17 protein-coding genes, 1 tRNA gene and 1 CRISPR repeat array are annotated in these 20106 nt (G+C 49.0%); of the genes, 8 read left to right on the top strand and 10 right to left on the bottom strand.

Annotation, left to right across the window (positions count from 1 at the left end; translation table 11 throughout):
* Position 1 precedes the first annotated feature (1 nt).
* Entirely contained in the window at positions 2 to 298 is a 297-nt protein-coding gene (gene minE, locus KJA68_RS00470) for a cell division topological specificity factor MinE (protein ID WP_213034962.1), read from the top strand.
* Positions 299 to 524: 226 nt separating this feature from the next.
* Here the strand turns inward: minE and KJA68_RS00465 are convergent, their stop codons facing one another.
* The gene (locus KJA68_RS00465) at positions 525 to 1883 is read right to left on the bottom strand and encodes an MBL fold metallo-hydrolase (RefSeq protein WP_213034961.1); all 1359 of its coding nucleotides are present in this window, start codon (positions 1881 to 1883) and stop codon (positions 525 to 527) included.
* A 259-nt stretch (positions 1884 to 2142) separates the two neighbouring features.
* Positions 2143 to 2556, bottom strand: coding sequence for an RNA-binding S4 domain-containing protein (locus KJA68_RS00460; protein ID WP_213034960.1), 414 nt, complete (start codon positions 2554 to 2556; stop codon positions 2143 to 2145).
* 130 nt (positions 2557 to 2686) lie between these two features.
* Here KJA68_RS00460 and KJA68_RS00455 point away from each other — a divergent pair.
* Positions 2687 to 2762 (top strand) — tRNA-Lys (locus KJA68_RS00455).
* 409 nt (positions 2763 to 3171) lie between these two features.
* On the top strand, positions 3172 to 3666 hold the full coding sequence (locus KJA68_RS00450) for a hypothetical protein (RefSeq protein WP_213034959.1): 495 nt from the start codon (positions 3172 to 3174) through the stop codon (positions 3664 to 3666).
* A gap of 377 nt (positions 3667 to 4043) precedes the next feature.
* A CRISPR array of direct repeats spans positions 4044 to 4441; the repeat unit is 37 nt; unit sequence GTTTCAATCCTCGCCCACCCCAAAGGGCGGGCGCTAC.
* A 178-nt stretch (positions 4442 to 4619) separates the two neighbouring features.
* Here the strand turns inward: KJA68_RS00450 and cas2 are convergent.
* The 8 genes from cas2 to KJA68_RS00410 form a co-directional block, all read right to left on the bottom strand.
* Positions 4620 to 4910 (bottom strand): CRISPR-associated endonuclease Cas2, encoded by a 291-nt coding sequence (cas2, locus tag KJA68_RS00445; protein ID WP_213034958.1) that lies wholly within the window; start codon positions 4908 to 4910, stop codon positions 4620 to 4622.
* Between the two features lie 5 nt (positions 4911 to 4915).
* Positions 4916 to 5953 (bottom strand): type I-C CRISPR-associated endonuclease Cas1c, encoded by a 1038-nt coding sequence (cas1c, locus tag KJA68_RS00440; protein WP_213034957.1) that lies wholly within the window; start codon positions 5951 to 5953, stop codon positions 4916 to 4918.
* A 2-nt stretch (positions 5954 to 5955) separates the two neighbouring features.
* Positions 5956 to 6585, bottom strand: a complete 630-nt coding sequence (gene cas4 / locus KJA68_RS00435) for a CRISPR-associated protein Cas4 (RefSeq protein WP_213034956.1) — start codon at positions 6583 to 6585, stop codon at positions 5956 to 5958.
* A 12-nt stretch (positions 6586 to 6597) separates the two neighbouring features.
* Positions 6598 to 7479 (bottom strand): type I-C CRISPR-associated protein Cas7/Csd2, encoded by an 882-nt coding sequence (cas7c, locus tag KJA68_RS00430; RefSeq protein ID WP_213034955.1) that lies wholly within the window; start codon positions 7477 to 7479, stop codon positions 6598 to 6600.
* Positions 7480 to 7484: 5 nt separating this feature from the next.
* Positions 7485 to 9200, bottom strand: coding sequence for a type I-C CRISPR-associated protein Cas8c/Csd1 (gene cas8c, locus KJA68_RS00425; protein ID WP_213034954.1), 1716 nt, complete (start codon positions 9198 to 9200; stop codon positions 7485 to 7487).
* Positions 9197 to 9922 carry a type I-C CRISPR-associated protein Cas5c gene (cas5c, locus tag KJA68_RS00420; protein ID WP_213034953.1) on the bottom strand — a complete coding sequence of 242 codons (726 nt, stop codon included), beginning with the start codon at positions 9920 to 9922 and terminating at the stop codon, positions 9197 to 9199. Before cas5c ends, cas8c begins: the two co-directional genes overlap by 4 nt.
* Positions 9923 to 9940: 18 nt before the next feature.
* The gene (cas3, locus tag KJA68_RS00415; RefSeq protein ID WP_213034952.1) at positions 9941 to 12193 is read right to left on the bottom strand and encodes a CRISPR-associated helicase Cas3'; all 2253 of its coding nucleotides are present in this window, start codon (positions 12191 to 12193) and stop codon (positions 9941 to 9943) included.
* Between the two features lie 714 nt (positions 12194 to 12907).
* Entirely contained in the window at positions 12908 to 13834 is a 927-nt protein-coding gene (locus KJA68_RS00410; protein ID WP_246487002.1) for a LysR family transcriptional regulator, read from the bottom strand.
* A gap of 98 nt (positions 13835 to 13932) precedes the next feature.
* On the opposite strand from KJA68_RS00410, the gene metE reads away from it, so the two are divergent.
* The 5 genes from metE (at position 13933) to ylqF (ending at position 20090) form a co-directional block, all read left to right on the top strand.
* Positions 13933 to 16221 carry a 5-methyltetrahydropteroyltriglutamate--homocysteine S-methyltransferase gene (gene metE, locus KJA68_RS00405; protein ID WP_213034950.1) on the top strand — a complete coding sequence of 763 codons (2289 nt, stop codon included), beginning with the start codon at positions 13933 to 13935 and terminating at the stop codon, positions 16219 to 16221.
* A gap of 240 nt (positions 16222 to 16461) precedes the next feature.
* On the top strand, positions 16462 to 17145 hold the full coding sequence (locus KJA68_RS00400) for a glutathione S-transferase (RefSeq protein ID WP_213034949.1): 684 nt from the start codon (positions 16462 to 16464) through the stop codon (positions 17143 to 17145).
* Positions 17146 to 17258: 113 nt separating this feature from the next.
* Positions 17259 to 18035 (top strand): M90 family metallopeptidase, encoded by a 777-nt coding sequence (locus KJA68_RS00395; RefSeq protein ID WP_213034948.1) that lies wholly within the window; start codon positions 17259 to 17261, stop codon positions 18033 to 18035.
* A 117-nt stretch (positions 18036 to 18152) separates the two neighbouring features.
* Positions 18153 to 18962, top strand: a complete 810-nt coding sequence (locus KJA68_RS00390) for a DODA-type extradiol aromatic ring-opening family dioxygenase (protein WP_213034947.1) — start codon at positions 18153 to 18155, stop codon at positions 18960 to 18962.
* A gap of 219 nt (positions 18963 to 19181) precedes the next feature.
* Positions 19182 to 20090, top strand: coding sequence for a ribosome biogenesis GTPase YlqF (gene ylqF, locus KJA68_RS00385; protein WP_213034946.1), 909 nt, complete (start codon positions 19182 to 19184; stop codon positions 20088 to 20090).
* Positions 20091 to 20106 lie beyond the last annotated feature (16 nt).

The raw sequence follows: 20106 nt of genomic DNA, 5'->3' as shown, positions 1-20106 counted from the left end.
TATGTCGATGATTGCTGGCTTAATCAGCTACCTGAGAGGCACCGAGAAAAAAACAGCTGTCATCGCCAAGGAGCGTTTGCAAATCATCCTGGCTCACGAGCGCGCAAACCGAGGAGCAGCGCCTCCGGATTATCTGCCTGCGCTCCAGGAAGAACTCATGGCCGTGATCGCCAAATACATCCACATCGACCGAGATGCGATTCATGTTCAACTGGAGAAACATGGCGACTATGATGTTCTCGAGCTCAATATTACCTTACCAGACAAGCTACGAAGTCCAGCAATCCATCCTGAATGATTTTTTGGGTCTGCCTGCGTAATTTCAGAACCACTTTCCACCATATTCATTCATATTCATTCTTCCAATACCCCACAAGCACTCAAGGCAGGTGGGGGATATCGAATTTTGGAAATAGATCCATTATTCATGCACACCATATTTGACATAATATACATTATGCGAAGTAATGATGGATGCCATGTATTACCCCAAAACCCCACAGACACCCGATCTCGCTGATATTTCAGCTTAGTTCCACAGTTTCCAGATAGTCCGGCACTTCAACCGGCCAATGCAGCTGTTCTTCAATATGCAATCGCATCATGTCTGCTGCAACCGGCTCGCCATGCGTGATGAAAGTTTTCCTGGGCGGCTTTTCAAAGCCATGCAACCAGTCGAGGATCTCGGAATAATCCGCATGCGCGGAAAGATTGGAAATCAGCTCAACCCGGGCGCGCACCGGCACATATTCACCGTGGATCTTGATCGCATCCGCACCATCCAGCATGGCAGCCCCCCGCGTGCCGGCGGCCTGGAAGCCGACAAACAGCACTGTATTATCGGGGTTGGGCGCAAAGGCCTTAAGGTGATGCACGACACGCCCGCCTGTAGCCATCCCGCTCGCGGAGAGTATGATCATCGGACCTTTGGTTTCATTCAGCCGTCTGGACTCTTCGGCACTGCTTACCATGCGTGCCGTCTTGAACAGGGAACGGCATTGCTCGGGTGCAAGCCGGTGTTCGCCACAATGCTGGACAAATATTTCCGTGGCATCCACCGCCATCGGGCTGTTCAGGTAAACCGGGATGTCCGGAATCTGGCCGGAGGATTTCAGCAGATGAATGTAATAAAGCAGCTCCTGCGCCCGGCCTACCGCAAAGATGGGAATCAAAACAATTCCATTGCGGTTTGCTGTCTGGTTGATGATCGTAGCCAGTTTCAGCTGTGGATCACTCTTGTCATGCAGACGGTTGCCATAGGTTGATTCCACTACCAGATAATCGGCTTGCCGGATGCGCACCGGGGCATTCATCAGAATATCATTGGGACGCCCGATGTCTCCTGAAAAAAGGATGGATGTGCTTTTATGATGTATATGTACAAATGCGGAACCTAAAATGTGGCCATTCGGGAAAAATTTCAAAGACAGACCCTCTCCCAGATCGACTGCTTTCTCAAAATCCACCGGAACAAGCTGCCTGAGCGCCCTGCCCGCATCCTCCTCGGTATACAGGGGCAAGGCTGGGGAGTGCTTGGAAAACCCGCGTTTATTGGCGTAGTTGGCTTCTTCTTCCTGCAAATGAGCAGAATCCGGCAACAGGATTTCACAAAAATCCCGGGTTGCGTGTGTGCAGTATACCTTTCCGGTAAATCCTTTTTTGATCAGCAGCGGCAAATAACCGGTGTGGTCAATATGGGCATGCGTCAATACCACTGCGCTGATCTCTTTCGGGTTGACCGGAAGTGCCGCCCAGTTTCTCAGACGTAACTGCTTCAGTCCCTGAAACAAACCACAATCGACCAGTATCTGCCTTGATCCACTGGACAACAGGTATTTAGACCCAGTGACCGTGCCCGTGGCCCCCAGAAAAGTTAATTTCATGTCCGATTCTCCCCGGTTTCTGTGATTGAGTATTTTACGCCCATCTGGATTTTTTCTCGTTATTAAATATTAATATTCAATATATAATATCACTTTGTTATTTCATTACGTTAACTATATTTCCACAATGTCCCATCCTCGCGGGAGATCGCAGAAAAATAAACTGTTCCATACGCGCAGGCTTTTCTCAGTGCATGAAATTCCAATTCGTACCCTCTCGCTTTCATCCCTGCCCGCTTTGTCTGGAATCCAGTAACCCTCACCAGACATTGCCTTTCAGCTTGTCAAGCTCCCTGCGGTCTCGTTTGGTCGGCCTGCCTTTGAGATATGCGGGTGGCGGATGGGCTTTCAACTCCTCTGCCAGCGCCTTCCTGCGCAGCACGCTTTCCTCCGTTTCACGGTAAAGCAGCTGCGCCTGAGGGGCCGGCCCACGCTTGCCGGATAGTGCCAGTACCTCCACAATAAATTGAACCGAACCAATACGGATGGACAGCATATCCCCTGCCGCCAGTGATTTTGCCGGCTTGATCCGCACGCCATTGCATAATACCTTGCCGCTCTCAATGGCATCTGCAGACAAGGATCGGGTCTTGAAAAAACGTGCTGCCCATAACCATTTATCGATCCGCAACCGGGTATCTTCTTCTTTCCCTTTCCCTTTCTCGTTTTTCATACACAAAAACTCAATATCTGTTCCTTCTTTCCGGTTTTACCTGCTTGCAGAAAAAGCCGGATTTGCGGTACAAAAAATTTGACCATTTTTCCCATTATGCCTACAATTCACTTTCTGGAATCATTCTATAGGGTTGTTAGCTCAGTTGGTAGAGCATCGGACTCTTAATCCGCTGGTCGAGCGTTCGAATCGCTCACAACCCACCAAATAATCAATCCATTACATTCTATCCTACAAAATTAATCTTATTGGGGTTACATTGGGGTTACTTTTCGTAAAAGGCTGACTCTAGAAGTTCAATGTGGTGATCTTATCGGCTCTACCCCATTAACGGGGGATGAGCATTCATCAGACCCGGTTAATTACACCGTTCCATCCGCACTGAGCCAAGACTCGCATGCGGTAATTTTCAAAATTTCTGAACGCCTTATCAAGCTCAGGCTATGTAAGCTTGCATGAAGGCTTTACGACCCATTAACCTAGGTACAACATCAAAAACCATGTCAAAGTTAACAGTTGTTTCATATCGTACCTCACGGTACAAATGAATCGTGAACCCAGTATTTTTTACTGGGTTGCACGAAAATCAACGATAACTCACAGAAAGATAAAAATATGTTTAAAAATATATTGTATAGTGTTGTTTCAACGGTTCTTTTGTTTGCAGCTACTGGAGCCAAAGCGGATACTCTGGCTATTTCCGCAGAACTGGTATGCAAGGCCGGTAAAGCGGGAACGGATACGGTTGTCGTATCGGGCAAAGGTTCTTACGTCAATCTGGGAACAGGAAGTTACGATACGCAGCCTCTTGCTTACGTGCTGGGACAATTGAACCCGCCGGTTGAAACAACCGATTCGAACCTGCAAAATCAGAACATTCCATGCAGCCTGGCCACCGCTGCAGTGGATGCTGCCGCATTGAAAAACCTTTGTATTAACTCATTAGCACTATCTTTGGGTATCACCATGCCAACCAATACCCTGAATATTGGTGTAGATGTGAAATTCGCCATGTCTCCTTCCACAACCGTAGTATTAAACAATGGAAATATCGTTCATCATTGGCATGGTATCTGCAGCACAGATCTCTTCCTCGGTCTGGGGGGCTGATAGCAATCGGTTAAAATAGCTGTTGCTGTCGGGTAACAGCTATTTTTCTGGTCAAGGTTGATTGGATTGTAATGATCCACCGCAACCGTCACATGTTTATGGCATCGGGTCAAGTACGCTGCACTAAATAAGTGTGACCAGGCACCAGTTTTCCAGACAGATTGCGGCGAAAGCATCTCTATTACATCCGGGCGGAAATTCCGCACGATGGTTTGTTACTATTACTTACTTGCAGATGGCCTGACTCGTCTTATGCATGGCAAAATTTCTTGCCATTCGTTCGCTCATGGCGCTTGTTCCATTTTCGTGCTGGTTGTTCGCCCACCCCAAAGGGCGGGCGCTACCTGGAGAATGGATTTTTGCGTAAAGTATTAAAGGTTTCAATCCTCGCCCACCCCAAAGGGCGGGCGCTACCAGTCCAGTTGTGTGAGTCTTAAACCCTCCCTTTTGTTTCAATCCTCGCCCACCCCAAAGGGCGGGCGCTACAGAAATACCAAAATTAAAAGCGGGGTACGTATATGTTTCAATCCTCGCCCACCCCAAAGGGCGGGCGCTACCGAAAACAAGCTAAATTTTTAAACCAAAAAGGAAATGTTTCAATCCTCGCCCACCCCAAAGGGCGGGCGCTACTAGCATCGTGCTAGCATCTTGCACCAACTCAATAGTTTCAATCCTCGCCCACCCCAAAGGGCGGGCGCTACACAGCACGCAAAGCATTTGCATCGGCTGTCTGGAAGGGTTTCAATCCTCGCCCACCCCAAAGGGCGGGCGCTACAGTTTGCTTATAACATTATGATTTGTAATGTTATAAAGCACACTTTGTGCGAACTCTCGAACTTTGTGCAGTGGAGAGCCCGAACAATTAAACGATGAAAGAGAAAAATCCACTTCCATCAATATATTGGCCATAACGCGAACTTGCCATGTTTAGGTCATTACTACTGGTTCGCGCATCATAATACCAATGCCCCCTCAAAATCCACAGCCCGAAAATTTCCATACTCTTTTATGTGTAATTCCACCGGCTCAGTCAAGCGATATAAGCGCAAGCTATCTTCTTTTTCGTGTATTTCAGCAAGCAACTTTCGCTCTAATTCTTCAAGCTGCATTTGATTAACCTGACACTCAAAGACTGAATTCTGGACACGCTGCCCAATACTTTCGCAAACTTTCGCAACGCGGCGCAGCCGCTTACGTCCAGCTGCGGATATTGTGGATACATCATAAGTAATAATAACCAGCATGGAATTTAACGGTAAAGAAATGGAAGATAGCCATCCATTTCTCCACGCAATACCCGAGCCATGAAACGTGCCTGAAATAATGGTAGCAATCCAATTGGCACTTTGGTCTGAAGAAGAGGATGAATTACTTCTTCTTTTTTACGTTCTTGATAGGCGATTACTACAGTACGGCGTGTATCTTCTTCAATCAATACCGCACCACCTTCCCGTTCTGCAAAATCGTTAGTATTGATCTGTCCTCTGTTGATTAGAGTAAGCGCTAATCGGTCAGCAAAAATGGCACGAAATTCTTCTGTCAAATCTAGAGCAAGTGCAGCTCGACCGGGGCGAACCGTATGTAAGAAACCAAGCTGAGGATCGAGCCCAACTGATTCCAATGCGGAGCGGCAGTCGTTCATTAGCATAGAATAGAGAAATGAAAGCAACGCGTTGAATCGGTCACGTGGTGGCCGGCGAGTGCGTCCATCCATCATAAATTTATCTCTTACCCCGCGCTTGATAATCAGAGGTAAGGCCGAAAAATAATTTTTGGCGGCATCGCCCTCGATGCCACGCACCACATCCAAATCTGGAGCGCGTGGCAGGTTACGCAACGAATGAGCGAGCTTTTCTACAACAACTGTAAGTGCACTGCTATCCTCCGCATCACTTGCTTCACGCGCGCCGCGCAGCAAGACTTGACGGGCATTGCGCAATTTCCCTGCAATTGCACTCTTGGCGATACTAAGCGCAAATTTTTTATCCAGTACCAATCTATGCTGTGCCTGCCGTAACAGAATATTACCTGAAACCGGACCTTCCAGGCGAGCCTTGAATCGGCCCTGATTATTTAATAACACTAGACTAATGCCGTCTTCTGCACAACGGTGCATCAGCGCAGGTGAAAGCATAATATTGCCCAAACAAACAATACTACCTAAGTGGTGCAGTGGTACCTGAAGTTTCTTCTCGCGTTCTACGTCCACCCGCAACGTGTCATTCTCCAAATGTAGATAGGAATTCGATGTCATAACGTAGAGAGTGTTAAGAAGCTGGTACGCCATGTTTACATTATTTCTGGTTTGAATAAATCTGCCAACAAAGCATTCTGCATTTTAAGTCCAGCGACAACTTGCGGCTGGCAAATTTCTTTTAACGAACACTCCTTGCAGCGTGCGTCATTGGCGGGAGGCGGTAGACTGCCTGAATCCAGAATGGCCCGGATGGCGTGAACAGCATTTTCCACCGCGTCGCGCAATTTTTGCGTAATTTCAACTTCCCGCCTGCGCCGTGAACTATGGTGATAAATTGCGCCATGTGTAATGTGTTTGCCAGTCATTTCTTCCAGACACATTGCTTGTGCGGCCAGTTGTACATCATCGTGCTTTTTTCCACGCTTGAGGCCATGTTTATATTCCACTGGATAGACACGCCCGTCTGGATGAAATTCCACCAAGTCGCATTTGCCGATTAACCCCATCCGATCTGACCACACCGGCAAAGCACGCTCGGTACGCACGCCCTCGTAAATTGCAAATCCCGGGTCATCCACTCGCTCATGCGCGGCATTGCCACGCATGGTGAAAACGTTCTCATCAAATACTTGCTCGACATGAATCAGTGCGCACTGGCGTGGGCAATAACTCCAGTGTTGAAGAGCAGAAAGCATGATCGGGTCTACTGGGTCATCCTGCATCACGTTTCACTTTCACCCAACCAAGCGAAGTAAAGTGACCCCTGCAGGTAATCCAGCATCATTTACATTCACCGTGTAATCGTTGAAATCACGCGCAGGTTCATTTGAATTTTTCTTGATTTGAATTAATTCGAACAACTTATGCGCTGGGGCATTGCCCAGTTCGCTTTCATGCTTGTAGACGTAAAGCCCTCGCGTTGTCATTTCGCCTCTGGCGGCAGAACGGTCATGCTCAAACATCTGAGCTAGCGCCTGCCAGAGTAATTCCAGATCACTTTCATTAAATCCAGTTTGCTTGGCAAGAAAGGACGACACAAATCCATGAGCTACATATAGGCCATAAGGAACAGTGAATTTGCGCCCCATCGTTCTGTTATCACCAGATTGTTTTTCGGCTTCTGCCTCAGTGGCAACCGCCATGCGAGTAATTGAATGCTCCAATGCAACTATAGGATCAACAGAACGGGCGAATGTTAACTGGACAGGGCCTCGTACTTGGCCGCAATTGATACCTGTGGACATGACCGCGCCGAATGCCCTTACGTCAAAGAAATTCCGGCACATCCATTGCCTTGCTTGATCAACTGAGTCACCCCCCTTGCGTTTTTTGTCGTCTCCCTCAAGCAATTCAGCCTTACCGATTTCAATATATGCGCGCTTATGTTGGTTATTGAGTACCGCTTTTTCCTTAACATAAATTTCAAATGGCGGCCGCTCACCCTTCACCAGCCCAACGAAGTTTCGTACCTTACGCTTGAGGCATACGTCAGTTACCAAGCCAAGCCCGCTTTCCGCATCCATGCGGGGCAAATTGCCAGCTTCAGGATCGCCATTAGGGTTGCCGTCTTTTACATCAAAAACCAAAACGAAGTCATAACGATTATTTAATGTCATGATACTTATTCCCCTTTATTGGTAGATTCAGATTTATTGGTAGATTCAGATTTAGTGAAAAATGCTTGCCTCTGATGGTAATAACCAATTGCGAAACGCCCTTGGTCAGCAAGGCTCAAATGTGCTGGAAAATCATTGATAGAAGACATAATTTGTCCGATGAGTTTTTCAAAATAGCGTTTACGTCCGTCATCCAGTTTGGCAAGATGGTGATTTTTAAGCTTCATTAGGTTGGCGAACACCGTAACCGGTGAGCTGGAGGCTGCGCCGTAGAAACGATCACGAATCGTAGCGCTAGGATTAACAGCCTCTTCCTGTGCTTTTTCCAGCGCAGCAAAAAGGCGTCCGATGCGATAACCGCAGTTGGTGTTGGAATCATCTAGTGACACAGCAATCTCCTGTTCTTGTGAAGGTGAATAACGTGTTTGCCTGTTAATACAGGCTTTAATTAGTGCTGCGCGTGGATAGGTCACTTTACGTTCGGCACGGATGCGACGAATGCTTGCTTGTAACAGTGTTTGCGGATAAGGCAATCCAGCAAGAATGGCACGCATGAATTCACCCCCATAATTAGGTGGGATGTTTTTTGAGTCTTCTTGAGTAGCAATGGACTTCAATAATTGAAAAAGTGAAAGATGTGGTTTCTCAAAACCAGCGTGGATAATTTCCAGGTCTTGGAAATGTTGGCGAATCCGCACTGACATTTCTGCAATGGTACCGACCTGCCAGAAACGTATGCTGATGCGCGCGGCATTGGGTGCGAGGCCTAGCACATAAAAACGGGTTTTTTCTCCATCATCGTTATATGTACCCGTTTGCGGCGCCTTAAACAATGCTTCGATAGCGCGTGTTTGCTTTGCTGGATCATCCTTGGGCGGTTCGTTAAACAAATCAGAAAACGTGTCCTCAAATTCAGTGTGCTGTTCTGACCAGAATATGGTCGAAGCATCGCCAATTTGAATGCGCTGAGCGCTCTCCTTGCTTAGCAGGTAATTGAGTGCCGTGGTATAAGCGAAGGCAGCGCGCTTGCCAATGGGTGCATTTGCGCCCTGCTCTTTTCCAAAAGAATTAAATGCATCTTTGTTAAAAGAAACGATATTTGCTCCACTGGTTTGTGCACCCCAAACACCCTTGATAGAAGCGTGCAGCCGTTCGAAACCATCGGGCTCTCCACTAATCGCACAGATAATTTTTTCTGTCTCCATGCCAGCGCCTTCCAGTACTGCCCTAATGGACGGTCGTTGACAAACCAGTTCGAAATCACCATTGAGGCGAAATGTTACAACAGCATTCGTTTCCAGGATTTCCGACCAAAGCGGATCTATTTCCAGTCTCGATGTGTCGCGAATTTTTAAAAAAGTGAGCACTGCATTCAATCCGGCATCGTTAGTTTTGTCAGCCAACTCATCTAGCTTTACCTGGAAAGCGGCATGCTGTTCCTGTACTCGATCAGGCCTGCCTAGCTTGGTTACACCTAGAACGTATTCAGCGCTATCCCATAACCAGTTTGCAGCAATTCCTGATGTCTTCTTTGCACCTTGTGGGACAAGAAAATTCCTAGGAAATTTCTTCTTCCCTTCAGAGTATCGAGTATCTTCAATTTGCACCAGATGCCCAGCAGGACTGAGTTCAAAAACAAATGGAATGGCCTTGATTTCAAAGCCTAGTCGAGGCAGGTCAGGCTTGCGCCTGTAGTAATCACATAATGCATGAAGAATCATCCCCGCACCTCCACATCAGCTAAATTCAACACGCCGTTTTTCATTTCTGCACGAAAAAAATACGGATTAGGGCTGCTCGGGTCGCTGTAGTCCATGTCATGGAGCATCCAGCCTAGATCGCGGCTTTCTGCAATCGGAGGAGTTTCGGTGGAAGCGTCCTTGATTAATCGGAAACTGGCTGCAAATTCGCGGCAACCCAGATAGGGTTGATTCACACACTGGCCCTTGCTGGCTCGACGCTCGAACATGTTTAAAAATTTTGCAGGTATATTTGCTGCGTCAGCAGAATGCTGTTCGTCTGGGTCGTTAATACGAACTTTTACAAGATGCGGATAATTTTTTTTATGATGGGAAGAATCGCGTAATTCAAATCTGGCATGTATCCGATAAGCGACATCGCGTAGAAATAAACCGGCACGCTGCTGGCGTTCGTCCTCAATATAAAGTCCAAGGTCTCCACTACCATTGTTTATTGCGGTTTGCACATTGCGTGAAGAAGTTACTGCGCCAACCTCGTTGCGCCGAAGATTGATCCACTTGATTGGCTTCAGAACCTCGATTTTAGTCACTTGCCAGCGAATAGCAGGCTTCCACAGGATGGCTTCGAACACGGCACGGGCGGCAGAAGGTGTAATCACATCGTAGCTGACACGTTCTACCTTCATTTCAGGCCGAGTAAAGCAAGCAAAATCGCCTGCGACTTCTAAGCAAAATGTTTTCATGTTTCCTTTCCCTGATTTTTATATAACCAGTTCATCGGGGGCTACGTTGCCATCAATCACCACACCCAGCAAATCATCATAAAGTGTGTTGCATACCTGAAAATAAATTCCCGGCAATTTTTTGCTTTCCTGTATATCACCCTGCTTTTCGAGTTGATTAAACAAGCGCTTGGGGAGATTCACCGAATAACGTTGCAGCTTTCTCATCAACTTATGATGCGGGCCATCTATTTCCAATCTGTTGAGTAATTCATCGCTATCGCAATAGCGTACCAGAATGGGCTGATAAGTGCTGTCATCTATCAACTGGAATTTTTTCGTAACAGTGCGAAATTGAATCTGACAATCGTGCGCATCGCGTGTAAGGTCGTCGGAAATACCGTGTTTATCTAGCGAAGGTGCGCGTACATAAAGGTGCTCAAAAAATTGCCTGGAAAGATCACGCCCCAATACATTGTTTACCCCACCAGATAACAGGCTGACGGATATTTGCGCAGCTTGTCGCAACATGCCTGGTGGTGGCGGATTCGGCGGAACAAATATTACTACCTGACCCATAGCATTCTGCTTTCCTTCGCGATTGCATCGCCCTGCTGCCTGTGCAATCGAATCAAGTCCTGCCAAAGCCCGGTATACAACAGGAAAATCAATATCCACTCCTGCTTCAACCAGTTGGGTGCTAATAACACGCACCGGTTCATTGCGATCCAATCGCGCCTTAATGTCAGCAATAACTTTGCTGCGGTGTTCACCACACATTAATCCGGATAAATGCAATGTATTTTTTCCATCCTCTTTGGCTGTCATCAGGCGATACAGCTCGCGCGCATCATCGCGGCGATTGACAATCCACAACACCGATGGATGTCGGATCAATTCTGACGCAACACTTTCCCAATTGCTTGGTGTTCGCAAATCAGTTGGAATGCTGACTTCCACCCGCTTCAGTTTTTGATACAGGACATCAGGGTCATCCATAATTTCGCAAACCTTATCTAGCCCACGAAAAGGCTTGCCGCCAAAAAATGTGAATGAACCAAGCGTTGGCTGGGTGGCGGTAGAAAGTACGAACGTCACACCGTAATTTTTAACCAATTGGTTCATAACATCGGCAATTGGTTGCAGAAATTCTGGAGGTAACAACTGTGCTTCATCCAGTACCACCACGCTATTTACGATGTTGTGCAATTTGCGACAACGGCTGGTGCGTGAGGCAAACAGTGATTCAAAAAACTGAACGTTGGTGGTAACTATGATTGGGGCATCCCAGTTTTCCGTAGCCAAACGCGAGCGAGCATTTTCTATTTCCGGGTCAAGATTAGCATGATGTTCGACTACGTTATCACCAAATATGTCGCGAAAAATGCTAGCCGTCTGCTCAATGATACTGGTGTATGGAATGACGTAAATGATGCGCTTCCTTTTATTCCTTATAGCGTGTTGCAAGGCGAATGCCATGCCTGATAAAGTTTTACCACCACCAGTGGGCACGGTCAGAGAAAATAGACCTGGTGTAAGCGCAGCTTTTTGACGGCACTGACGCAAAATATCGGAACGAATAGCATTAACTGTGGAGTTTTCTGCATTTTTCTCAAGGTGTGTCATGTGGTTATCGAAACGATCCATTAAATCGCCTATACCAAGATATCTAGAGCGGGCAGCTGCCTGAGTATTATTCATAAATTTTTCAGTATCAAGGAAGTCCGCATCCACTAAACTGGAGAACAACATGCGCAGCCACAAGTGCAAGCCTTCAGCGCCGCCAATCGGTTTAGTAGATGGCTTTGGTCTTGCGAAAATTTCTTGTGGGATGGCTAGAGCAGGTATGCGATCAAGCAAATGATTTTGCTCTATCCCAATTCGAATGGAGAGTGCTTTTCCTCCTGTTTCTGCGGAATGCCAGTCAGGTAATCCGGCATGATGACCTGCAATCAGATAAGCCAAAATTCGACCATGTTTGCCGAATTGTCGAATTGCGTGTATTGCACCAGCCGTGGAATGGTCAACTCGACCCGGTGCGCCTTCGATATGTGCTTCAGTATCGTAGCCGCTTGCGGATTTTATATATCGTTGAAATTCCATGCTGAACTTGCCAATGTCGTGCCATAACCCGGCAATGCTCGCCCAGTCACTGGAACCAAAATCAGCGGCAAAATCGGCAGCAAGTCCAGCTACGCCTAGCAGATGTTCGTCCAGTAAATGTTCGTGCCACTTACCACCATTGTCTTGGCGTACATGTGCAAGTACTAAATTCTTTTGTTTGCCGTTCATGCGAATATCTCTGCTGTTTTAAGGTCTGCACTTTTCACAAATATTTTTTATCTAATCATCTCATGCTGGCAAATAATCTAGCTGTTCAGCAATATTCTGGATAGCAAGTACCTTGACAATAAATCTTCGTTTGCAATTTAAGTAAGGGAAATCCATAATCATCAATACACCATATTTACAAAGAACAATACCATTCCACCAAACATGCATCCGAAAAATACCATTCGGTCTGGATTATTTCTGATGACACTCCACATGAATTCCTCCTTGTTGAATAAATTTGGATGAACTCATAATAGAAGCGGTAGTGGCTCATTGAGTGAGCCATATTCAAAATATTTTCAGATTTATTTCATAGGAACAAATCCGAATATTTTTCGGGCGTTATTTCTTCAAAGTCATGGCTGTGGTTATGAATTGGTTTGACACGAACGATAAAAAAGCGTTGTAAATGTGACTTTATCTTATTTTAACAACCCAGTATGAAATAATTCACATCGTACCTCTATGCATAAGAGAATGCATGGCACGGCAAGTTGCGGCAGCTACTGTTTCAGCCCTCACCGGCATCACCACCGAACAAGAAGAGGAACCCATGCAAGCCCTGCAGCCGAACTGATTGCCGGATCCACCGCTAGATGTTCAAACTTCGCACTTGTAGCTTGTTCTGCGAGGGGAATGGCCGCTGGTTTGGTGGCAGCCCCATGATTCCGTTCAGGCTGGCGATAACGGGATCAGCCCGGGCAAGGTATTGAAACTGACTGCCCGCACGGTTTCCAGAAAATCCTGCATATAGGCGGTTTTTGCGGCTTCCCCATGCGTAACGGCATAGAGTTCACCGAACAATCCTTCTTTGCCCAGGCGCAAGCCTTGCACATAGCCCGTTCTCAGGTAGCCTTGCACTGCCCAGCTCGGCATGGCGGAAATCCCCCTGCGGCTGGCAACCAGTTGCAGGATCGCCACCGTCAGTTCTGCGGTTCGCCGCTTCGGCTCGACCCCGTGCGGTTTTAGAAAAATACGGATGACATCCAGCATTTCTTCCGGAACCGGATAGGTCACCAGGGTTTCGTCCGTGAAATCCTGCGGGGTGAGGTATTCTTTCTGTGCCAGCCTGTGCAGTCGGGACACAATGCCGATAATTTCGAAACCGAACAACGGGTGATAAACCACTCCGTTCGCCCCATGCTTGCGGTGTTCGGATACCACGACCAGATCGGCGCGATCTTCGCGCAGCAGGGCAAGCGGATCTGCATGGAAACCGGATACCAGGTCCAGTTCGATTTCCGACCAGTGCTCCCGAAAAATATCCATTGCGGGCATGAGCCATTCAAAGCAGGTATGACATTCCACTGCCACGCGCAGGCGACCCGCCTGCCCTTCCACGATGCGGGCGATGTCGCGCTCGGCCTCTGCCACTTGCGCAAGCACAGTTTCCGCCAGAACATGCAGCCGTTGGCCGGTAGCCGTCAGCCGCAACGGCTGGGTTTTGCGTTCGAACACCAGTACGCCGTAGTGATCTTCAATCTGTTTTACCTGATGCGAAATTGCCGACTGCGTCAGGTGCAACCGCTGCGCGGCACGGGAGAGATTGCCGCTTTCGACCAGAGCTTTCAGCATATGCAGGTGGCGTAATTCCAGCATAGATATCATGAATAAATTTAATGATAAATATTTAAATAATGAATTTGCATAATAATGCAGATTTGCCGAAGATACCATCCTTTTTACGAAGGATGATCATGACCATTACGCACAATCTCGGCTTTCCGCGCATCGGCGCGCAACGCGAACTCAAGAAGGCTCTGGAAGCCTACTGGAAAAACGAACTGGATGAAACTGCCCTGCTTGCAGTGGGCAAAGCCTTGCGGGCAAGGCACTGGGCGGTGCAGCGCGATGCAGGCCTGGACCTGATTCCGGCGGGGGATTTCGCATGGTATGACCAGATGCTGAACATGACCGTCCTGCTGGGAGCCATTCCGGAGCGTTTCGGCTTTCAGGGAACCACCACCCTCTCCCGCTATTTCCAGCTTGCACGCGGCAATGCACAGCAGCCCGCAATGGAAATGACCAAATGGTTCGACACCAATTATCACTATCTGGTCCCGGAATTTCGGGAGACGACAGAATTTCACCTGGGCAGCTCCTGGCTGTTCGATGAAGTGGCAGAAGCCAAGGCGCTGGGAATCAATGTCAAACCGGTATTGATCGGCCCGCTCACCTACCTGTACCTGGGCAAGGAAAAGCAGGATGGATTCTGCCGCCTGGACTTGTTGCCCCGGCTCATCCCGGTATACCGGCATATTCTGGCGCTCCTGAAAGCGCAGGGCGTGGAATGGGTACAGCTGGACGAACCGGTGCTGGCACTCGATCTGCCGCCAGAATGGGTCGATGCGCTTGCCGGAACCTATGCCAGCCTGTCGCAGGAGTGCCCCAAAATCCTGCTCACCACCTATTTTGACAGCGTGGACAACCACGCCGAACTGCTGAAAGCCTTGCCGGTATCCGGGCTGCATCTTGACCTGGTGCGCGACCCGCTGCAGGTGCATGCCTTTATCCGGGAGTTTCCGGCAGATAAGGTTCTTTCCGCAGGCATTGTGGACGGGCGCAATATCTGGATCAACAACCTGCCTGCTTCGCTGCAGATACTGGATGAATTGCACGCAGCGCTGGGCGAGCGGTTATGGATTGCCCCCAGCTGTTCCCTGCTGCATGTGCCCGTGGATCTGGCACAGGAATGCCGGCTGGATGCAGACATCAAAAGCTGGATGGCATTCGCCACGCAGAAACTGGAAGAAGTCGTTACCCTGGCGCACGGCGTTACGCAGGGCAAGCAAGACATTGCCGCGCAGGTGGCCCGAACCAATTCGATACTGGAGAACCGGTTGTTCTCGACTTTGTGCTACGACCCTGCTGTTCATCAGCGAATTTCTGCCTTGAAAGCTGCTGATGAAAACCGCGCCTCCCCTTTCCCCGATCGCATTGCAGCACAGCAAAGGCGATTTCGGCTCCCGCCTTTTCCAACGACGACCATTGGATCATTCCCGCAAACCGAAACCATCCGCAGCGCACGCGCAAGCTACCGGCAAGGCCGGTTGAGTCCGGAACAATACCGCACGGCAATGCAGGCTGAAATCCGGCATGCGGTGGCAAAACAGGAAGAGCTGGGGCTGGATGTGCTGGTGCATGGAGAAGCGGAACGTAATGACATGGTGGAATATTTTGGCGAACAGTTGAAAGGGTTTGCCTTTACCGAGCATGGCTGGGTACAGAGCTATGGCTCGCGCTGTGTGAAGCCCCCCATCCTGCATGGCGATGTCTCGCGCCCTCAACCCATGACCGTCGAATGGAGCTTGTATGCGCAAAGCCTGACCGGCAAACCGGTAAAGGGGATGCTCACCGGGCCGATCACTATCCTGCAATGGTCATTCGTGCGCAATGATATCCCTCGTGCCGATACGGCGCTGCAAATCGCCCTGGCCATTCGCGATGAGGTTCTGGATCTGGAAAAGGCAGGAATCGGCATCATACAGATAGATGAAGCTGCCCTGCGTGAAGGATTGCCTGTAAAACGCAGGGACTGGGCGCATTACCTTGACTGGGCGGTTCGCGCATTTCGCATCAGCACCGGCGGCGTGCAGGACACCACGCAAATTCACACGCATATGTGCTATTCGGAGTTCAACGACATTCTGCCCGCCATCTCTGCGATGGATGCCGACGTGATTACGATCGAGACATCGCGCTCGGACATGGAGCTGCTGGAAGCTTTCCGGATCTTTCACTATCCGAACGACATTGGCCCTGGGGTATATGACATCCATTCGCCGCGCGTGCCCAGCCAGGAAGAAATGCTGCGCCGGATGCACAAGGCGTGCGATGTGATCCCGCCCGAACGTCTATGGATAAACCCGGATTGCGGCCTGAAAACACGCAACTGGCCGGAAGTGGAACAGGCGCTGCGCAACATGGTTGCCGTGGCACAGGCACTGCGCAACACATGGCCTGAAAATGCACCCGTCCGGGCATGACCGCACCACGGTTCATGCGATGATCGGGAGACAGAAGCGGAAATCCGGAAAATCCTGTACCTTTCGGGCTATCATTCAGGTGATTTTTCCTAGGTGATTTTTCCGGATTCCCGGCAATGACGTAACCAGTCCGATTTTCTCGAGGATTCAAAGGGTTCCAGAATCATTCAAGGGTTCCAGAACCATCCGGATACAGCTTCGAATTTTCACCTTCAGACAGAATTTAAACCGGAATCCGGCATGACTGACAAAAAACCGTTCATCCCGCCTGCAGTGCCTGTTTTATACAGTTTCCGGCGTTGCCCCTATGCGATGCGGGCACGTCTGGCGATTGCCATAGCCGGGGTTGAGGTGGAGCTTCGGGAAATCGAGTTGCGCCACAAGCCTGAAGCAATGCTGGCCCTGTCTCCCAAAGGCACCGTTCCGGTATTGCAGCTTGAAAATGGCAGCGTGATTGATGAAAGCCTGGACATCATGCTTTGGGCATTGCACAAAAACGATCCGGCCCAATGGCTCGGCTCCGGGGTGGAGATGAAAGATGACATGCAGCTGATCCACAGGAATGATCTGGATTTCAAACCCGATCTAGATCGCTATAAATATGCCGACCGGTACCCGGAATTTTCCCGATTCCATTACCGGCAGCAGGGAGAACGGTTTCTGGCTGAACTGGAACAGCGGCTACAATCAAACCATCATGTAACTGCGCCTCATTTTGCGCTAGCCGATGCTGCCATTCTCCCGTTTGTGCGGCAGTTTGCAGCAGTGGATGCCGAATGGTTTGAATCATCTCCCTATCCGGAAGTCAGGCAGTGGTTGAATCGATTCCTGAATTCCCGGCTATTGGCTGTATCCATGAAAAAATATCCACCGTGGCGTCCCGGTGACCCGTGCCTGTTTTTCGGGGGAGCCGGTTTCAGTTGATTTTTAAAACCGACTCCCGGTGGAATAAAACGGTTTCCCGCAATGCTGCCTGTTATCATGGGGCCACAATTCCTTGCTCAAGTGCTTCGTTTTTGAAGGAACAGCCTGCCCATATGAATTTTTTCAAACGCATGAAAACCCGTTACGTCCTGCGCCGGCATGCACTACGGCATGGCCACTGGCAAGCTGCAACCGGGAAATTGTGGATGCTGGATGGATTGAGTGCGGTCGAAAAAGCCCGCCTGAGAAAGCTGAGCACCCTGTTCCTCCATCAAAAAAATTTCGTTGGCATTGGTCTGCCCGTTACTCAGGAAATGCGCGTCATGATTGCAGCGCAAGCTTGTCTGCCGATTCTGAATCTGGATTCTGACTTGCTGTCTGAATGGACCGATATCGTGATTTATCCAGCATCCTTCCGCGTAAGCCGGGACGAAATGGATCGCGATGGCGTTGTTCACCGCCATGAGCATACGTTAAGCGGAGAATCCTGGTTTAAAGGGCCGGTAGTGCTCTCCTGGGATGACATTGAACTGGATTTGCATCACCTCCAGAATGGGCATAATGTCATCATTCATGAAATCGCCCATAAACTGGATATGCTGGACGGAACCAGCAACGGTTTGCCGCCGCTTCATGAAAGCAGGTCTATTCCCGGATGGGCAACGGTATTCAGCACGGCATATCAGCAGTTACAGAAAAAAATGGAACAGGGACAGTACACCGGCATCCACCCCTATGCCGCAACCAGCCCGGCAGAATTTTTTGCCGTGTCCAGTGAATATTTTTTCTGCGCACCCGCAGTTTTGCATGCGTTCTCTGCAGAAGTGTACGAAAATCTGCAATCCTTTTACCGGCAACACCCCTTAATCCGGTTTCATGCGCATGGGTAACATGAACGCTACCCGGGAACGCTGCCCGGCACAGGCATCGACTGCACCGGCTGCCGGTGGCAACTCGGTCAGCAAAGAATTTTGTGGCATGTACACTACAGGGAACGGAGGACAATCATGAAACCCAAAAATCCAGATCAACCCGGCCGCGTTCTGTTCCTGCCCCATGGAGGCGGTCCATTGCCTCTTCTGGGTGACGCAGGACACCGGCAGCTTGTCGATTTCTTGCAGAGGGTGCCGCAACAATTGGGAAACCCGTCTGCAATTGTAGTGATCAGCGCACATTGGGAAGCGGATATGGCTACCGTAACCAGCGGCAAAGCGCCTGCGCTGCTGTTCGATTATTATGGTTTTCCGGAAGAATCTTACCAGATACAGTATTCTTGCCCCGGTTCCCCGGAGATTGCAGGAAAAATGGTTCACCTGCTGCAGCAGCATGGCGTGCAGGCGCGTCTGGATGCGCAGCGAGGATTCGATCATGGCCTGTTTGTCCCGTTAAAAATCATGTTCCCAGCAGCATCCATTCCTTGCGTTCAGCTATCACTGGTTCATAGTCTAGACCCGGAATTGCATATAAAAATCGGGAAAGCCCTGAGAAGTTTGCGACAGGAAAATATCCTGTTCATTGGTTCCGGCTTTTCTTTCCACAACATGAAGGCATTTTTTGCATCCGGCAAGGGGGAAGATGAAAAAAATGTCGCATTTGACGACTGGCTGGTTGAAACCTGCACTAATAGCAGATTTTCAGCACAGGAACGTGAAACCAGACTGATTCATTGGCGAGATGCCCCCTACGCTGATTACTGCCATCCCAGGGAAGAGCATTTGTTGCCGCTGCATGTCTGCACCGGCCTGTCTGAATCTCCCGCTACCCTGGTTTTCAATGGCAAAATACTGGGAAAGAAAGCCAGTGCATTTCTATGGTAACGGTATTCCGCTGTGCGTGATGACAGAATCCGAATAAACAATTTGAATTTTCTATCATTCATTTCAATAGGTTAAATCTAATTGTTATTTCAAAACATGAAAAATCGGCAGCTCGTCTAAATTACTCTCATCCGCGGATGATCCGGGAATACGAAACAAACAAGACGCATCCTCCCGAAACAGGTAAAATAGATCGGGTGATTCACCCGTTGATTTCGAATGTCCATTCAGTGGTTCCCTGGTCACATGGTCTCTGCCCGCAAAAAAGCTGCAGAAACCATGGAGCATGTTGATATAATTATTGAAGTGCATGACGCACGCTTGCCGGAAGCCGGAAGCAATCCCGTCATAAAAGAGCTGCGCCTGTTTCGTCAGAAGCCTTGCCTCAAAATCCTGAACAAGGCTGATCTGGCAGATCCTGCAACTACAGCAGAATGGCTGGATTTTTATAACAGGCAGAAAAACGTCAAGGCGATTGCATTATCCTGCAAGAAACCCGGTGATGTAGCCAGGATTCCCGCCATATGCGGAAAGCTCGCCCCCCATCGTGACAGCAGGCTGAAACCCTTGCGCATGATGGTTATGGGTATCCCCAATGTCGGGAAATCCACGTTAATCAATGCATTGCTGAAACGCAGAGTAGCGGCCGTGGGCGATGAGCCCGCGATAACCAAAAACCAGCAGGGATTCGAGCTGAATGAGCAGATGACTGTGATCGACACCCCGGGGTTAATGTGGCCAAAAATTGAATATGATTGCGACGGCTTTATGCTGGCTGCAAGTCATGCAATTGGCAGAAATGCCATAATAGATGAAGAAGTAGCCAGTTTTCTGGGAGAAATCCTGTTAGACCGCTACCCTGCCCTGCTGGGAAAACGCTATGGATTTTCTCTGGAAGCACTGGATGGGGAAGGCGTAGTGGATTCGATTGCAAAAAAACGCGGTTATCTGCTTAAGGGAGGCGTGCCGGACAGGGAAAGGGCTGCTTTCATGCTATTGCAGGATTATCGCACCGGAGCGTTAGGACGTATCAGCCTGGAAACTCCTGTTAGCCGAAACAACATGTTACTCAGCCATGTGTTGGCTGAGGCTGGAAAAACGGAAGAAAATTCAGCTGACACACACTAACAGACGTGCCATTTAT

The organism is Candidatus Nitrotoga fabula, assembly GCF_905221025.1.
Lineage (GTDB): Bacteria > Pseudomonadota > Gammaproteobacteria > Burkholderiales > Gallionellaceae > Nitrotoga > Nitrotoga fabula.
The sequence above is the reverse complement of the archived record's forward strand: the minus strand, read 5'-3'. Positions and strand labels throughout refer to the sequence as shown.

Excerpts from the sequence above, each read along its gene's own strand:
- minE (WP_213034962.1), top strand. The coding sequence starts at position 2 with ATGTCGATGATTGCTGGCTTAATCAGCTACCTGAGAGGCACCGAGAAA.
- KJA68_RS00465 (WP_213034961.1), bottom strand. The coding sequence starts at position 1,883 with ATGAAATTAACTTTTCTGGGGGCCACGGGCACGGTCACTGGGTCTAAA.
- KJA68_RS00460 (WP_213034960.1), bottom strand. The coding sequence starts at position 2,556 with ATGAAAAACGAGAAAGGGAAAGGGAAAGAAGAAGATACCCGGTTGCGG.
- KJA68_RS00450 (WP_213034959.1), top strand. The coding sequence starts at position 3,172 with ATGTTTAAAAATATATTGTATAGTGTTGTTTCAACGGTTCTTTTGTTT.
- cas2 (WP_213034958.1), bottom strand. The coding sequence starts at position 4,910 with ATGCTGGTTATTATTACTTATGATGTATCCACAATATCCGCAGCTGGA.
- cas1c (WP_213034957.1), bottom strand. The coding sequence starts at position 5,953 with ATGGCGTACCAGCTTCTTAACACTCTCTACGTTATGACATCGAATTCC.
- cas4 (WP_213034956.1), bottom strand. The coding sequence starts at position 6,585 with ATGCAGGATGACCCAGTAGACCCGATCATGCTTTCTGCTCTTCAACAC.
- cas7c (WP_213034955.1), bottom strand. The coding sequence starts at position 7,479 with ATGACATTAAATAATCGTTATGACTTCGTTTTGGTTTTTGATGTAAAA.
- cas8c (WP_213034954.1), bottom strand. The coding sequence starts at position 9,200 with ATGATTCTTCATGCATTATGTGATTACTACAGGCGCAAGCCTGACCTG.
- cas5c (WP_213034953.1), bottom strand. The coding sequence starts at position 9,922 with ATGAAAACATTTTGCTTAGAAGTCGCAGGCGATTTTGCTTGCTTTACT.
- cas3 (WP_213034952.1), bottom strand. The coding sequence starts at position 12,193 with ATGAACGGCAAACAAAAGAATTTAGTACTTGCACATGTACGCCAAGAC.
- KJA68_RS00410 (WP_246487002.1), bottom strand. The coding sequence starts at position 13,834 with ATGCTGGAATTACGCCACCTGCATATGCTGAAAGCTCTGGTCGAAAGC.
- metE (WP_213034950.1), top strand. The coding sequence starts at position 13,933 with ATGACCATTACGCACAATCTCGGCTTTCCGCGCATCGGCGCGCAACGC.
- KJA68_RS00400 (WP_213034949.1), top strand. The coding sequence starts at position 16,462 with ATGACTGACAAAAAACCGTTCATCCCGCCTGCAGTGCCTGTTTTATAC.
- KJA68_RS00395 (WP_213034948.1), top strand. The coding sequence starts at position 17,259 with ATGAATTTTTTCAAACGCATGAAAACCCGTTACGTCCTGCGCCGGCAT.
- KJA68_RS00390 (WP_213034947.1), top strand. The coding sequence starts at position 18,153 with ATGAAACCCAAAAATCCAGATCAACCCGGCCGCGTTCTGTTCCTGCCC.
- ylqF (WP_213034946.1), top strand. The coding sequence starts at position 19,182 with ATGTCCATTCAGTGGTTCCCTGGTCACATGGTCTCTGCCCGCAAAAAA.